The sequence below is a fragment of the Brevibacterium linens genome (assembly GCF_003999335.1).
Lineage (GTDB): Bacteria > Actinomycetota > Actinomycetes > Actinomycetales > Brevibacteriaceae > Brevibacterium > Brevibacterium linens.
This window is the reverse complement of record NZ_CP026734.1, coordinates 2655552-2671178: the sequence shown is the minus strand read 5'-3', so window position 1 is coordinate 2671178 and position 15627 is coordinate 2655552. Positions and strand designations below refer to the sequence as shown.

General features: G+C 64.9%; 14 protein-coding genes. 12 read left to right on the top strand and 2 right to left on the bottom strand.

What is annotated here, in order from left to right:
• Window positions 1-7: 7 nt before the first annotated feature.
• From CXR29_RS12090 to CXR29_RS12070, 5 genes are all read left to right on the top strand, one after another.
• Complete coding sequence (locus CXR29_RS12090) at window positions 8-490, top strand: hypothetical protein (protein ID WP_127364641.1); 483 nt, start codon at window positions 8-10, stop codon at window positions 488-490.
• 153 nt (window positions 491-643) lie between these two features.
• Window positions 644-949, top strand: a complete 306-nt coding sequence (gene gatC / locus CXR29_RS12085) for an Asp-tRNA(Asn)/Glu-tRNA(Gln) amidotransferase subunit GatC (protein ID WP_039211078.1) — start codon at window positions 644-646, stop codon at window positions 947-949.
• Between the two features lies 1 nt (window position 950).
• Window positions 951-2453 carry an Asp-tRNA(Asn)/Glu-tRNA(Gln) amidotransferase subunit GatA gene (gene gatA / locus CXR29_RS12080; RefSeq protein ID WP_127364640.1) on the top strand — a complete coding sequence of 501 codons (1503 nt, stop codon included), beginning with the start codon at window positions 951-953 and terminating at the stop codon, window positions 2451-2453.
• The gene (gatB, locus tag CXR29_RS12075; protein WP_127364639.1) at window positions 2450-3931 is read left to right on the top strand and encodes an Asp-tRNA(Asn)/Glu-tRNA(Gln) amidotransferase subunit GatB; all 1482 of its coding nucleotides are present in this window, start codon (window positions 2450-2452) and stop codon (window positions 3929-3931) included. Before gatA ends, gatB begins: the two co-directional genes overlap by 4 nt.
• Window positions 3932-4143: 212 nt before the next feature.
• The gene (locus tag CXR29_RS12070; RefSeq protein ID WP_240811913.1) at window positions 4144-5178 is read left to right on the top strand and encodes a hypothetical protein; all 1035 of its coding nucleotides are present in this window, start codon (window positions 4144-4146) and stop codon (window positions 5176-5178) included.
• Between the two features lie 13 nt (window positions 5179-5191).
• On the opposite strand, the gene def is transcribed toward CXR29_RS12070, so the two are convergent.
• Complete coding sequence (gene def / locus CXR29_RS12065) at window positions 5192-5764, bottom strand: peptide deformylase (RefSeq protein WP_206516209.1); 573 nt, start codon at window positions 5762-5764, stop codon at window positions 5192-5194.
• Window positions 5765-6147: 383 nt separating this feature from the next.
• On the opposite strand from def, the gene cysK reads away from it, so the two are divergent.
• The 7 genes from cysK (at window position 6148) to ilvD (ending at window position 13553) form a co-directional block, all read left to right on the top strand.
• Window positions 6148-7074 (top strand): cysteine synthase A, encoded by a 927-nt coding sequence (cysK, locus tag CXR29_RS12060; RefSeq protein ID WP_127364638.1) that lies wholly within the window; start codon window positions 6148-6150, stop codon window positions 7072-7074.
• A gap of 147 nt (window positions 7075-7221) precedes the next feature.
• Window positions 7222-7899, top strand: a complete 678-nt coding sequence (gene epsC / locus CXR29_RS12055) for a serine O-acetyltransferase EpsC (protein WP_240811914.1) — start codon at window positions 7222-7224, stop codon at window positions 7897-7899.
• Window positions 7900-8216: 317 nt separating this feature from the next.
• Entirely contained in the window at window positions 8217-9416 is a 1200-nt protein-coding gene (locus tag CXR29_RS12050) for an LLM class flavin-dependent oxidoreductase (protein WP_127364637.1), read from the top strand.
• Complete coding sequence (locus tag CXR29_RS12045; protein WP_240811915.1) at window positions 9416-10126, top strand: NAD(P)H-dependent oxidoreductase; 711 nt, start codon at window positions 9416-9418, stop codon at window positions 10124-10126. Before CXR29_RS12050 ends, CXR29_RS12045 begins: the two co-directional genes overlap by 1 nt.
• Before the next feature lies 1 nt (window position 10127).
• Window positions 10128-10595: a MarR family winged helix-turn-helix transcriptional regulator gene (locus tag CXR29_RS12040; protein WP_101595671.1), complete on the top strand. Its 468-nt coding sequence runs from the start codon at window positions 10128-10130 to the stop codon at window positions 10593-10595.
• Window positions 10596-10705: 110 nt separating this feature from the next.
• Window positions 10706-11650: a 2-hydroxyacid dehydrogenase gene (locus tag CXR29_RS12035; RefSeq protein WP_127364636.1), complete on the top strand. Its 945-nt coding sequence runs from the start codon at window positions 10706-10708 to the stop codon at window positions 11648-11650.
• 190 nt (window positions 11651-11840) lie between these two features.
• Window positions 11841-13553, top strand: a complete 1713-nt coding sequence (gene ilvD, locus CXR29_RS12030) for a dihydroxy-acid dehydratase (RefSeq protein ID WP_127364635.1) — start codon at window positions 11841-11843, stop codon at window positions 13551-13553.
• Between the two features lie 206 nt (window positions 13554-13759).
• Here the strand turns inward: ilvD and CXR29_RS12025 are convergent, their stop codons facing one another.
• Window positions 13760-15469: an ABC transporter family substrate-binding protein gene (locus tag CXR29_RS12025; protein ID WP_127364634.1), complete on the bottom strand. Its 1710-nt coding sequence runs from the start codon at window positions 15467-15469 to the stop codon at window positions 13760-13762.
• Between the last annotated feature and the right edge of the window lie 158 nt (window positions 15470-15627).

The following is a 15627-nucleotide window of genomic DNA, read 5'->3' as shown; positions in this document are numbered from 1 at the left end:
GTGGGGCATGAGATGGATCCCAAAAGTCCTTGCCGGTACCTGCGTGGTCGTCGCCGCGGCCCTGACCGCGGTTCCCGTGACGGCGGGCCTGGCCGACCTGGTTCTGGGGCCGGGACCGAACAGCACCAAACGCAGTGCGCAGCCGGCCCTGACGTCCATGCGCACTTCGGCGGCCCCGGCCACCGGGCGTACCGAGGAGTCGACGACTGCATTCGACGGCATCTCGACGGACGGTCATGAGGTCATCGAAGGCACCATCGTCGACGATTCGGCGGCCGGTGCCCTGTCGTCCGGCTCACTGTCGACCGGCACCGACCTCGTCGCGGCCACCGCGGCCGACGCCCGGACCCGCATCGCCGATCTCGCCGCCGACCTGCAGTCCGGAGTCTCTGCCGGAGAGTTCACTCAGGCCGACGCCGACCGCGTCGTGGCCGACATGGCCGGATACATCCACGGCACCCGCACCTGGCCCGAACGCCTCTCCGCCTGATAATTGCTACCTGACGGCGGCCCAGCAACCTCGCGCGAGGTTGCTGGGCCGCCGTCAGGTAGCAATGGGGGAAGGTCACAGCGGGACTTCGGGAGGGCGCCCCGCGGAGAGACTAGACTGGGGGCGAGTGAAAACGACGATGAAAGGCAGGGAATGACGGAGTCTTCCGCAATCACCCCCGAACAGGTGGAGCATCTGGCTTCACTGTCTCGGATCGCCATGAGCGAGGACGAGCTGAAATCGCTCGCCGGTGATCTCAGCACAATTCTGGGAAACGTCGCCAGGGTCAACGAAGTGGCCGGCGACGATGTGCCCGCAACCAGCCACCCGATCCCGCTGACGAACGTCATGCGCCCCGACGTCGTGGGCGAGACGCTGACCAGCGAACAGGCTCTGGCCTCGGCCCCGGCCGCCGAGGACGACAAGTTCCTCGTCCCGCAGATCCTCGGGGAGGAATGAGATGACCGCACTGACGAACAAAAGCGCCCTCGAACTCGCCGCAGGACTGAAATCCGGCGAGTTCTCCTCCGTCGACGTCACGCAGGCTCACCTCGACCGCATCGCCTCCACCGAGGATGACTTCAACTCCTTCATCACCGTCACCGACGAACTCGCCCTGGAGACAGCGAAGACCGTCGACGCCAAGCGTTCCGCCGGTGAGGACCTCCATGCCCTGGCCGGTGTTCCGGTGGCGCTGAAAGACCTCGTCGTCACCGAAGGCACGCGTACGACCGCCGGGTCGAAGATGCTCGAGAACTGGGTTCCGCCCTACGAATCGACGGTGCACACCTTGGTCAAGGCTGCCGGTCTGCCGGTGCTCGGCAAGACCAACCTCGACGAATTCGCCATGGGATCGACGACCGAGCACTCGGCCTTCGGCAACACCCGCAACCCCTGGAACCTCGACCACGTGCCCGGCGGTTCGTCGGGCGGCGCGGCCGCAGCACTGGCCGGTTTCCAGGCCCCGCTGTCCGTGGGTACCGACACCGGCGGATCCGTCCGCCAGCCCGCCGCGTTCACCGGCACCGTCGGCGTCAAACCGACCTACGGGTCGATCTCGCGCTTCGGCATCATCGCCATGGCCTCGAGCCTCGACCAGGTCGGACCGATGGGCCGCAACGTCGCCGACGCCGCAGCCCTGCACGAACTGTTGGCCGGACACGATCCGCTCGATTCGACGTCGCTGCCCGACGAGGTCGGCGGATTCCTGACCGCCGCCCAGACCAGCGAGCTCAAGGGCAAGAAGCTCGGCGTCATCAAGCAGCTGGCCGGTGAGGGGTACCAGGACGGAGTCCGCACCGCGTTCACCGCAGCGCTGGAAACCGCGGCCGCCGCAGGTGCCGAGATCGTCGAGGTCGACTGCCCGTCGATCTCCTACGCCCTCGACGCCTACTACCTCATCATGCCCTCCGAGGTGTCGTCGAACCTCGCCCGCTACGACGGCATGCGCTACGGCCTGCGCGTCGAACCCGAGTCCGGTCCCGTCACCGCCGAGACCGTCATGTCGGCGACTCGCTCGTACGGCTTCGGTGATGAGGTCAAGCGCCGCATCATCCTCGGCACCTACGCCCTGTCGGCCGGATACTTCGACGCCTACTACGGTTCGGCGCAGAAGATCCGCACCCTGGTCCAGAACGACTTCGCCAAGGCCTTCGCTGCGGCAGACGTCCTCGTGTCCCCGACCGCCCCGACGACGGCACTGAAGTTCGGCGCGGAGAAGGCCGCCGACCCGATGGCCCTCTACCTGGGCGACGTCGCGACGATCCCGGCGAACCTCGCCGGCATCCCCGGCCTGTCCCTGCCGGCAGGCCTGGCCGATGGTCTGCCCGTCGGCTTCCAGATCCTGGCTCCGGCCCGTGAGGACGTCAAACTCTACGAGGTGGCCGGCCCCTTGGAAGCCGCACTCGAATCCGCCGGCGGATGCGTGCTCGACACTCTCGCGGAAGGACTGAACGCCAAGTGAAATACGAAGACGCGATCAAGAAATACGATCCGGTCATCGGCATCGAGGTCCACGTCGAGCTCGGCACCGCGACCAAGATGTTCGACGCCGCACCCAACACCTTCGGCGGGGGACCGAACACGAATGTGACCCCCACCTCGCTGGGCCTGCCCGGGTCCCTGCCCGTGGTCAACGAGAAGGGCGTCGAGTACGCGATCAAGATCGGTCTGGCACTCGGCAGCGAGATCGCCGAGACCTGCCGGTTCGCGCGCAAGAACTACTTCTACCCGGACGTGCCCAAGGACTTCCAGACCAGCCAGTCCGATGAGCCCATCGCGGCCGAGGGCCAGGTCGAGGTCGAGCTCGAGGACGGCACCATCGTCACCGTCCCCGTCGAGCGCGCCCACATGGAGGAAGACGCCGGCAAGAACACCCACGTCGGAGGGGCTACCGGCCGCATCCAGGGCGCCGACCATTCGTTGGTCGACTACAACCGCGCCGGTGTGCCGCTCGTGGAGATCGTCACCCACCCGATCACCGGGACAGGGGAGCGAGCCGCCGAGGTGGCCGCCGCCTATGTGCGCACGCTGAGGGACATCTTCCGCGCCCTCGACGTCTCCGAAGCCCGCATGGAACAGGGCAACGTCCGCGCCGACGTCAACGTGTCCCTGCGCGAGAGCCCCGAGGCGCCGTTGGGCACCCGCACGGAGACGAAGAACGTCAACTCCTTCCGTTCGATCGAACGTGCCGTGCGCTTCGAGATCGCCCGTCAGGCGACCCTCCTCGAGGCGGGGGAGAAGGTCGTCCAGGAGACCCGTCACTTCCACGAGGAGACCGGAGAGACCTCGTCGGGACGTCCGAAGTCCGACGCCGACGACTACCGCTACTTCCCCGAGCCCGACCTCGTGCCGCTGCAGCCGTCCCGCGAATGGGTCGATCAGCTGCGGGCGAGCCTGCCCGAGCTGCCGGCGCAGAAGCGTCGCCGCCTCCTCGGGGAATGGAAGTTCTCCGACCTCGAGATGCGCGACATCGTCAACGCCGGACTCCTCGAAGCCATCGAGGACACCGTCACCGCCGGTGCGAAGCCCGCGAATGCACGCAAGTGGTGGACCGGTGAGGTCGCCCGCCTGGCCAACCAGGAGGACAAGCACCCCACCGAGATCGTCACCCCCGCTCAGGTGGCAGGACTCGTCGACCTCATCGGCCAAGGCAAACTCAACGACAAACTGGCCAAGGACGTGTTGGCTGGAGTCGCCGCCGGCGAGGGTGATCCCGCCGAGGTGATGGCCGCCCGCGATCTCGAGATCGTCGAGGACACCGGGGCACTCGAAGCCGCCGTCGAGGAGGCCATCGCTGCCAACCCCGATGTGGTCGAGAAGATCAAGGGCGGAAAGATGCAGGCCATCGGTGCGCTCATGGGCCCGATCATGAAGGCCACCCGCGGGCAGGCCGATGCCGGGAAGGCCAAGGAGCTCATCCTCGCCAAGTTGGGCGGCTGAGCACAGGTCCGAACTGATCCTGGTCGACGCCGGCGCCTGACAGTGTCGAGCAAGACTCAGGATTGATCCAGCCACACCCTCTAGACTGTGCGTCCAAGGGAGCCGACCGGGTTCCCGAGCACAGCGGAGGGTGTGGCTGTTCGCATTCCCCGCAGCCGATGGCCCGCCAGGACAGGGCCAAGAGCGTGACCCACACGCGTGGAGGTGAAGCGGTGTCTGAGTGGAAATCGCTGTGGAAGAGCGAATGCGGGAAGTCCGCGCCGATCTACCGGGTGCTCGTGCCCGACAGCGTCAACGAGGCGGTGCTGCGCGCCTGGAGTGCCCGCGGATACCGCTACACGGCCGGTGCCCCGAGCGCGATCATGCTCACCGGTGGGATGAGCCGGAACTTCTTCCGCTCCAGCGTCCTGTTCAAGGGCGGCACCGCTGCCGGCACCGCCGTGACCGCGGGATTCGCGGCTCCTGGAGGACTGGCTCTGGTCTCGGGATTCGCCGATGCCGCACTGACCTTCGGCGGGATGGGTGCGGCCACCGCCCTGGGGACCGGAATCTTCGCGGCCGTCACCGGCCCCAAATACTTCCGTGATCCGAAGCGTCTGAGCCGGAAGAACCGACGCAAGGTTGCCGCCGCCCAGTGGGTGACCCCGTCCAGTCTCGGCTATCTGCCCGGGCGCAAGGAAGGCCGCGACACCGACGAGCAGCGTCTGTTCCATCTCGCGGTCACGATCGCCCGCAAGATCGTGCGCACCCGCGCCTGGACCCATCCGATACTCAAAGACCACGTCTCCCGCGTCGACCTCGACCATGCCGTGGCCTCCATCGGCGTGCGGCTGCAGGAACTCGTCAGCCTCCGCGAGGAGATCGAGGGCATCCGTGATGCGGGGACCGCGAAGTCGGTGGAGACCTATCTGTCGAAGCTGGCCGTCGCGTTCTCGTCCATGGCACGCCGCGTGGAGTCGATGCACGACTACTACGAACGCCTCCTCCAACTCGATCAGCAGCTCATGCTGCTGCACAACTCCGAACGCTCCCGCGAGCTCGGTGATCGGGTGCTCGACGTGCTGTCTCGCACCGCCGCCGACGATTCCGCTGATTGGCAGTTCAGGGAGCTGCGCATCGACGCGGACTCGCAGTCGTCGATCATCTCCGGACTCGTTGCCGAACTCGACCAGACTGCCGATGATTTCGACGACTTCGACACCCGGTTGGCCGCAGCTCAGAAATCCGTGGACGAACTCGAGGCTTAGGCTCGGCTCTGGTTCAGTGACCGAAGGGGTCGGGGTCGACTCCCGGCATCCATGACAGGCCCGGCTGGTTGTAGCCATGCGCTTCCTGGGCCTTCTTCCACTTCTTCGACCAGCGCTTATCGAGGCGGTCGACATAGAGGGTTCCCTGCAGGTGGTCGTATTCGTGCTGCATGATGCGCGCGAACCACCCGTCAGCGCTCAGGGTCACCGGTTCGCCTTTCTCATCCAAGCCGTTGACGGTGACCCTGTCGGCACGTTTGAGGGGGAAATCGAGACTCGGCACCGACAGGCACCCTTCGGTCTCATCGTCGGGATCGGGACGGGTGTCGGGAACCTTCGAGGCAATGAGCACGGGATTGACGAAGGTGCCGCGACGACGCACACCATAGTCGTCATCGGCGTTGTACACGAAGATGGACTTGCCGACGCCGATCTGCGGTGCGGCCAGTCCGACACCGTTGCTGGCATCGAGTGTCTCGTGCATGTCTGCGACGAGTTCGGCAAGGTCCTCGTCGAACTCGACGATCTTCTCGGCACGACGATGCAGAACGGGCTCGCCGTAGACGACAATGGGATGAATAGCCATGAGGATAATCGTATCGGTCACCGCAGACCGTCTCAGCCTCAGCCTGACGACCATGGTCGGGCATGAGCGTCAGGGAGAACCGCCTCGGTGATCATGTCCACCGATTGCTCAGCGGTTGTTCCGATTCGGACCTGCGGCAGATGGATAGATATGCGACCGCTCCCAGCCTGTGATACGGAACGTCATATAGTTTCGCCGCCAGCGAACACAGATTGTTGAGCAACATATCTGGGAACACGTTCAGGGTCGGCGTGGTTATGATGAGGGCAAGCCGTCTCGGACCACGAGATGAAAGCTGTCGCTCAACGCTTGCCGGAACAGCTCTGCCGAGTGGTGAGAGGCCTGTGACGGCGGGTGCACACAGAAGCGTGAAAGGACTTACTTTGACCATCTTCAACAACGTCTCCGATCTGGTCGGCCGTACTCCGCTGATCCGCGTCAACAAGGCCAGTGAACGCTCCGGCGCCGAAATCGTTGCGAAGCTCGAATCGTACAACCCGGGCAACTCCGTCAAGGATCGCATCGGTGTGGCGATGATCGACGCGGCTGAGAAGTCCGGCGAACTGCAGCCCGGCGGAACGATCGTCGAAGCCACCTCCGGCAACACCGGCATCGCTCTGGCGATGGTCGGCACCTCCCGCGGTTACAAGGTCAAGCTGACGATGCCCGAGTCGATGTCGAAGGAACGTCGCGCCCTGCTGCGCGCCTTCGGTGCCGAACTCGTCCTCACCGACAAGGCCGAAGGTATGAAGGGGGCAGTGGCCAAGGCCGAAGAGCTTGCTTCCGACGGCGCCGTCCTCGTGCGCCAGTTCGAGAACCAGGCCAATGCCGAGATCCACAAGGCCACCACCGGTCCAGAGATCCTCGCCGACACCGATGGCAAGGTCGACATCTTCGTCTCCGGCATCGGCACGGGCGGGACCATCACCGGTGCGGGGGCCGCGCTGCGTGAGGCCAACCCGGATGTGAAGATCGTCGCTGTCGAGCCCGCCGCTTCGCCGCTGCTGACCGAGGGCACGGCCGGACCGCACGCGATCCAGGGCCTCGGCGCGAACTTCGTGCCCAAGGTGCTCAACACCGATATCTACGACGAAGTCGTCGATGTTGACAACGACGACGCCTTCGAGCGGGCTCGCGCCGTCGCTCTCGAAGAGGGCCTGCTCGTCGGCATCTCCTCCGGTGCTGCCCTGGCGGCGGCCGAGGCTGTCGGCGCACGCCCGGAGAACGCCGGCAAGCGCATCGTCGTCATCCTCCCCGACTTCGGTGAGCGCTACCTGTCGACACCGCTGTTCTCCGAATACCTCGACTGACATCGAGTGATCAGCGTGAGGGCGTCAGACTTCGGTTTGGCGCCCTCGCTGTCTGAGGAGTTCTGCGTCAGAGAGGCGTGGGAATTCTTCCGCCCGGATCCGACTTGCACGAGACAGACCAAGACGAATGAGCAGGGGGAGTCAACGATGAAGGCACTGTGGACAGCGGCCGCGGCGGCCGCCGGTGCGGCAGCCTATGGGCTGAGCAGACCCGGTGTGCGCGAGACGCTCAAAGAAGACCTTGAGACGGTGAAGCGGCGAGATCCGGCGGCGCGCAATGATTTCGTCTCATTGGTGTCCTACCCGGGGATGCATGCCATCTGGGCCCACCGCGGACTCCACCGCCTGTGGCAGCACGATGCTGGAAAGGTGCCCGCGCGACTGATGTCCCAGCTGGTGCGGACGCTGACCGGTGTGGAGATCCACCCGGGGGCGCAGATCGGGCGTCGCTTCTTCATCGACCACGCCAACGGCGTCGTCATCGGCGAGACCTCGGAGATCGGCGACGACGTCATGCTCTATCACCAGGTGACCCTCGGCGGCACATCGATGGCACAGACGAAGCGCCACCCGACGATCGGCAACCACGTGCTCGTCGGCGCCGGGGCGAAGATCCTCGGCCCGGTCGTCGTCGGCGACAACTCCGCGGTCGGAGCCAATGCCGTCGTCGTCAAGGACGTGGCGGCCGACTCGAGTGCCGTGGGCATTCCCGCGACTGTGCGCCCGAAGAAGAAGGTCGGCGCCGCCTCGGCGAAGGCATCTGCGGATGACGGTTCGGTGAAACACCCGGATTTCGTCCTCGAGGACCCCGCGCTCTGGATCTGAGGCGGCTCCTGCTGCCGGACTGGCGGCGGCTCCTGCCTCCGGGTCTCAAAAGCGGCTCCTGCCTACGGGCGGGAGCCGCTTGTCGTGCTTTGTCGGGTCGTTCCACGGTGAGAACCGGGCTGGAACCACCGGGGATCGACCCGACAATCGACCGTTTGCGGTCATGGACTCGCGATGCACTCAGGTGACCGCCCAGGGGTCGGGAATACTTCTGAGACCACGTCTGTTAAGCTTTCAACTAGTTACTTCAAAATTGAAGTGAGTTCATTCAGCGGGGCGGCCGCTCAAGCCGCAGGAGCCCAGACGCAGGAGGCGCCATGGAATTCGGAATCTTCACAATCGGCGATGTCACCACTGACCCCACTGACGGCACCACCGTCAGCGAACACCAGCGGATCAAGAACACCGTCGAGATCGCCAAGAAGGCCGAGGAAGTCGGACTCGACGTCTTCGCCACCGGTCAGCACCACAACCCGCCCTTCGTGGCACCGGCGAATCCCCCGATCCTGCTGTCCAACATCGCCGCACAGACGCAGACACTCGAACTCTCCACGGCGACGACGCTCATCACCACGACCGATCCCGTGCGCATCGCCGAGGACTACTCCTACGCGCAGCACCTCTCCGACGGTCGCATCAGCCTGATCATGGGCCGCGGCAACACCGGTCCCGTCTACCCGTGGTTCGGCAAGGACATCCGTGCCGGCATCCCGCTGGCGGTCGAGAACTACAACCTGCTCTACCGTCTGTGGCGTGAGAAGAACCTCGACTGGGAAGGCAAGTTCCGCACTCCTCTCAACGGCTTCACCGTCACCCTGACCCCACTGGACGAGGTTCCGCCGTTCGTGTGGCACGGTTCGATCCGCAGCCCCGAGATCGCCGAACAGGCCGCCTACTACGGCGACGGGTTCTTCCACAACAACATCTTCTGGCCGACCTCGCACACCGCCCGGATGGTTCAGCTCTACCGCCAGCGCTTCGAGTACTACGGCCACGGCACGGCCAGCCAGGCGATCGTCGGCCTCGGCGGTCAGGTGTTCATGCGCAAGAACTCCCAGGACGCCGTCCGCGAGTTCCGACCCTACTTCGACAATGCCCCGGTCTACGGCCACGGACCCAGCCTCGAGGACTTCTCGACGCAGACTCCGCTGACCGTCGGGTCACCCCAGCAGGTCATCGAGCGCACCCTGAGCTTCCGCGACTGGGCCGGCGACTACCAGCGTCAGCTCTTCCTCATCGACCATGCGGGACTGCCGCAGAAGACGGTGCTCGAACAGCTCGACCTGCTCGGCGAAGAGGTCATCCCCGTCCTCCGCGAGGAGTTCGCGAAGGGCCGCCCGGCCGATGTCCCCGATGCCCCGACGCACGAGTCGCTGGTCATCCGCCACCGCGAAGGCCGGGATCCGATCCCCGGCGGCGGAGAAGGATCACGTGCCTTCGAGGACCGCCAGGCACGCGCCGCCGAGTCCGTCGGGAACGACGCCCAGGATGCGACACGGGAAGGAGCCGACCGCTGATGAGCACGAAGACGATGAATATCGTGGCCGTGACCACCTCGCTCAGCGAGGACTCGACCACACTCAAGCTCACGAACCGGATCCTGGCATCCGCCGCCTCGGCGGGGGAATCGGTGGGCAGCGACGTGACCACGGACGTCATCAACGTCCGCAGCCTCGCCACCGCGCTCACGGACATGACCCTGACCGGGTTCCGCTCCGAAGCGCTGGAGACGGCCTTCGCGACCATCGCCGCGGCCGACGCCGTCGTCACGGTCGCGCCGGTGTACAAGGCCGCTCCTGTCGGTCTGCACACCCTGTTCTGGCAGCTCATCGACGACAAGGCGCTGAGCCGCAAGCCCGTGCTCATCGCCTCCACCGGCGGCACCGCCCGGCATTCCCTGGCCGGGGACGCCGTGCTGCGGCCGATGCTGTCCTACCTCAAGGGCATCGTCGTGCCCACGACGGTCTTCGCCGCGACCGACGACTGGGGAACCGTCGCAGGCGGCCGGGCGCTGACCGCCCGGATCCGCCAGGCGGGGGAGGAGCTCGTGTCCCTGACCGCAGCGATCAGCGGGGCCGGAAGCGACGACCTCGCCGAGGTGGCCGACCCCGATCCGCGCGCACGTGCAGGGGCGGGTGCGGCCCCGGATGCCTCGGCGAATCGCGGATTCGTCGACGAATTCGACCCCGCGAACGTCACTCCGTTCGCACAGCTGCTCGAGGGCTGAGATGACGGAGATCAGATTCGGACTCGGGAGGGAGGCGCTGGCGCAGAACGCGTGGCGGACCTACTTCGAGACATCGCAGCGCCTGCGTCAGGCTCTCGAGGCCCAGCTCAAGGACGATGCGGGGCTCGACGTCAGCGACTACAACACTCTGCTCCTGCTGTGGGAGGCGCCGGAGCGGGCGCTGACGATGAGCGCCCTGGCGAAGAAGCTCGTCTTCTCACCCTCGCGGCTGAACTATCGGATCAAGGTCCTCGTCGAGGCGGGACTGGTGACGAAGACTCAGTGCCCCGGGGATGGGCGTGCTCACAATGTGGCGCTGACCGAGGCGGGAGCGCGGGCCTTCCTGTCCGCCGGCTCCCAGCACAAGAGCTATGTCGACGAGGTCTTCTTCGACCATGTCAGTGACGCCGAGCTCGAGGTGATCGAAGCCGTCTTCACTCGGATCGGGAAAGCGCTGCCGGCGAACTGAGACAGGTGTCGGTCGAGGGGTGAGGTGGGCACTGCCCGAGGGCTGAGGCCGGTCATCTCAGAGTGACGAACGTCTCGGCATGGTCTGAGACTGCGTGCCACAATGAGGGCATGTCCATCACCACAATCGCCTTCCCGAACTCCGAGCTCCGCAATCGTGTGATCGCTCAGATCCCGGCTCACCAACGCGCTAATCTCGACCTCGTCGTCTTCTCCGACGCCGAACGGTCGGCCAAGCTCAGCCGTGACGACGTCGACGTCGTGATCCTGCCGTACCTGAATTCCGGGCCGACGATCGAACTGCTCGACGAGCTGCCCAATCTGCGTATGGTCATCACGCAGACGACCGGATACGACCCCGTCGCCCACCTGCCCGAGCGTGGAATCCAGGTCGCGACCGCCTCCGGCGTGCATACGGGAGGCACCGCCGAGCTCGCACTGGCGCTGACCCTGGCCAGTCTGCGCGGAATCGACGACGCCGTGCGCTCGCAGGTCTCGCGGGTGTGGGAGCACCACCGCTACCGTTCGCTGCAGGACCGACGCGTGATGATCATCGGCGTCGGTGAGATCGGCTCGGCCATCGCCGACCGCTTCGACCCCTTCGAGGTCCAGCTCACCCGCGTCGCCTCGACCGCGCGTGAGGACGAGCGCGGGAAGATCCACGGCGTCGACGAGCTGCCGAGGCTTCTGCCCCACACCGAGGTGGTCGTGCTCATCACCCCGCTCAACGAAGGGACGCACCACCTCGTCGACGCGGAGTTCCTCAGCCTGCTTCCCGACAATGCGCTCATCGTCAACGTCGCCCGCGGCGAGGTCGTCGATACGGACGCGCTCGTGGCAGAGCTTGCCACCGGACGACTCCATGCCGCACTCGACGTCACCGACCCGGAGCCGCTGCCGCGCAACCACGCGCTGTGGGGCACCCCGAACACCCTCATCACACCCCACGTCGGAGGAGACACCTCGGCGTTCGAACCACGGGTCGTGAAGATCCTCGCCGCGCAGGTCAGGCGGATCAACGACGGAGAGCAGCCGGTCAATCTCATCAAGGCCTGAAGCGCGGTCAACAGAAAGCCGGAGCTGTCGCGCACAGCAGGCCTGAGGAACGGTCAATAGGTCACGCCAACCTGACCTAAGCGGGCCCCGAACACCGCAGTGCCGCCGGACTCCCGCATGGTGCCCACGAGAGGTTCCACCATGCGAGAGTCCGGCATGCGGATGCTGAAATCGGGCGTAGCATGCCTGCATGAGCATCGATACAGACACCACCACTCCCGACATCAAACCCCGTTCTCGCGATGTCACTGACGGTCTCGAAGCCACCGCCGCGCGTGGAATGCTTCGCGCCGTCGGCATGGGCGACGACGACTGGGTGAAGCCGCAGGTTGCGATCGCGACCTCGTGGAACGAGATCACCCCCTGCAACATGTCGCTGCAGCGTCTCGGTTCGGCCGCCAAAGAGGGCGTCCACGAGGCCGGTGGCTTCCCGCTGGAATTCGGCACCATCTCCGTCTCGGACGGAATCTCGATGGGCCACGAAGGCATGCACTACTCGCTGGTCTCACGTGAGGTCATCACCGACTCCGTCGAGACCGTGATGAGCGCCGAACGACTCGACGGCTCCGTGCTCATGGCCGGCTGCGACAAGTCGATCCCCGGAATGCTCATGGCCTCCGCCCGCCTGGGACTGTCGAGCGTCTTCCTCTACAACGGTTCGATCATGCCCGGCACCGCGAAGATGGAGGACGGCTCGGAGAAGGAAGTCACCCTCATCGACGCCTTCGAGGCAGTCGGCGCCTGCCGCGCGGGCACCATGTCCCCGAAGGACGTCGACGCCATCGAACGCGCCGTCTGCCCCGGCGAGGGCGCGTGCGGCGGAATGTACACCGCGAACACCATGGCCTCGGCCGCCGAGGCGATGGGCATGTCGCTGCCGGGTTCGGCCGCTCCGCCGGCCATCCACCGCAACCGCACGATGTTCGCCCGCAAGTCCGGCGAGGCGGTCGTCAACCTGCTGCGGCAGGGCATCACCGCGAAGGACATCATCACCCGCGAATCGCTCCACAATGCGATCGCCGTGGTCATGGCCTTCGGCGGTTCCACGAACGCGGTTCTCCACCTGCTGGCCATCGCGCACGAGGCCGGAGTGACGCTGGAGCTCGACGACTTCAACCGCATCGGCGACAAGGTCCCGCACCTGGGCAACGTCAAGCCCTTCGGCCAGTATGTGATGAACGACGTCTTCAAGATCGGCGGCGTGCCCGTGATCATGAAAGCCCTCCTCGACGCGGGTCTGCTCAACGGAGACTGCCTGACCGTGACCGGCAAGACCGTGGCCGAGAACCTCGAGTCGATCAACCCGCCGGACCCCGACGGGAAGATCCTGCGTGCGCTGAGCAATCCGATCCACGCCACCGGCGGCCTGACCGTGCTGCAGGGATCGCTGGCCCCCGAAGGTGCCGTCGTGAAGTCCGCCGGTTTCGACGCCGACGTCTTCGAAGGCACCGCTCGCGTCTTCGACCAGGAGCAGCCGGCGATGGACGCCGTGCTCAACGGCGAGCTGAAGAAGGGCGACGTCGTCGTCATCCGCTACGAAGGCCCCAAGGGCGGACCCGGAATGCGTGAGATGCTCGCGATCACCGGCGCCATCAAGGGCGCGGGCATCGGCAAGGACGTCCTGCTGCTCACCGACGGTCGCTTCTCCGGCGGTTCGACAGGTCTGTGCATCGGCCACATCGCCCCCGAGGCGGTCGACGGCGGTCCGATCGCGCTCGTCGAGGACGGCGACAAGATCACCGTCGACATCGCGGCTCGCTCGATCGAGCTCCACGTCGACGAAGAGGTGCTGGCCGAGCGTCGCAAGTCCTGGACGCTGCCCGAGAACCACCGCCTCACCGGTGTGCTCGGCAAGTACGCAAAGCTCGTGCAGTCGGCGTCGAAGGGCGCGGTCTGCTTCTGAGCATGTCCTGATCAGCCGCTGACCGTCGTCCGCGGCAGAACCAACACCAGCGCCGAGGTGGCGCAGACGATTCGTCTGCGCCACCTCGGCGCTTCTGTGCGTTTTCCGTTGGCACTGCCGAAGCAGGGAGAGGGAACGGAGGAAGCAACTGGGGCCGCTGCCTGTCGGCAGCGGCCCCAGCCACTCAGACGAGAATCACCTGAGGATCACTTGAGTTTGTCAGATCCCTTGACGTATCCGATCTTCGTCCAGTCGGGGCTTTCGAAGCCGAAGGCGCCGTAGTTGGCGAGGTCGGGGTTGACGACGAAGAAGTCGTAGGACTGCCACAGCGGGATGACGCCGGCGACGTCCCAAAGCTTATCGTCTGCCTGATTCATCAGATCTGCTCGCTCGTCTTCATCGGTGGAAGTCGCTGCCTTGTTGAGTAGCTTGTCGACTTCCTTATCACCGATGTTGCTGAAGTTCTGGCCGCCATTGGTCTTCCAGATCGAGTCGCCGCTGGAGAGGAACGGGTTGCCTGAGTACCCGAACAGCGTCATATCGTACTTGCCGGGATCGATGTACTTGGCGAAGAGATCCGTCGGCGGAACCTTGTGCTCCTTGACTGTGACACCGATCTCCTTGAGGTTCTCCTGGACAACGGGCAGGACTGCTTCGTTCGTCTTCGAACCGTCGTTGTAGACGTATTCGAGTGTGATCGGCTCGCCGTCCTTCATCGCCTTGCCCGAGTCGTCGTACTCGTAGCCGGCGTCTTCGAGCATCTTCTTTGCGGCGCCCGCGTCAGCATCGGCGCGACCGTCAGAGGTGTCCTTGTACCCGTTCTGATTGGTCATGAGCATGCGGTTGTTGAGCTGCTCGGTGTCCTTCGGGTAAGGCATCGTCGAGTTGACCGAAAGGAAGATCTCTTCACGGTCGAGAGTCTTGAAGACAGCCTGGCGCAGAGTCTCGTCAGCCAACGGTCCGCCCTTTTCACCGTTGAGAGTGATGTGGCTCCAGTCTGGTGCTGATGCGCGGCGCAGTTCAGCACCATTGTCGATCATCGGCTTGACGACGGAGTATTGGGCAGGAACCGTGGTCTCAATGGCATCGAGCTGTCCGTTCTGGAAGCTGGAGGCCGCTGCCGAAGGATCTTCGATCGTGGTGATGAGGACAGAATCCAGGGGAGCCTTGTCTCCCCACCAGTTGTCGTCGGGCTCCATCTGGACGGTCTTGTTCTTCGAATCGATCTTCTTGACCTTGTAGGGTCCCGCAGTGACCTTCGGACCATCGACCCACGCATCGTTGAAGGTCTTTGCATCCTTGACGAGCGAGTCGGGGGCAACGTCGGCCAGCCCCTTCCAGTCCGCGTAAGGTTCTTTGAACGTCACCTTGGCAGTGAGGTCGTTGTCGCCTTTCTCGATCTTCTTGACCTGGTCATAGCCCTCGGAGGACACGATGTTGTAGTCCTTTTTCGACCCGTCCATCGTCTTGAAGACATTTTCAATGGACTTGTAGTCAATCGGAGTGCCGTCCGACCACTTCATCCCCTCGTTGAGTTCGATCTCAACGACGAGTGGATCCTCAGAGACCACGTCGAGACGCTTCGTGTAATTTTTGTTCGGGACGACCTCGCCATCGGCCGTGTAGCTGTATAGATCGGGATAGATCATATCCATCATGTCGTTGGTATTGGTCTCGTACCTGTCGAGATTGAGGATGTTCCAATTCGCGGGGAACGCATTGTTCGTCAGTCGCAGGTCGCCTCCGTCGCCGACCTCACCGCGGTCTTTCGCATTGATCTCATTGGCGCTGGCGTCGAGCGCTTTGTCATCGCCGTCCTTGCCGCCGCCTTCGGGTGCTTGAGAACACCCTGCCAGCGCGAGACCCGCGATTGCCATGGCGGCAACTCCGCAGGTGAACTTCTTTCTGAGAATCATTTTCTGCATCTCCTTTGATTTCGAGGCCGCCGCCTTGCGACGGTATTCGGCCGGTGCGGGGCTGAGAAGCTGAGCCGGTGGTGTCCTCACCACGAACTCACATGGTGGTCAAGCTCTTGAGACGTTGCTTGGTGGATGCTCCTTTACGGTTCTTCGGG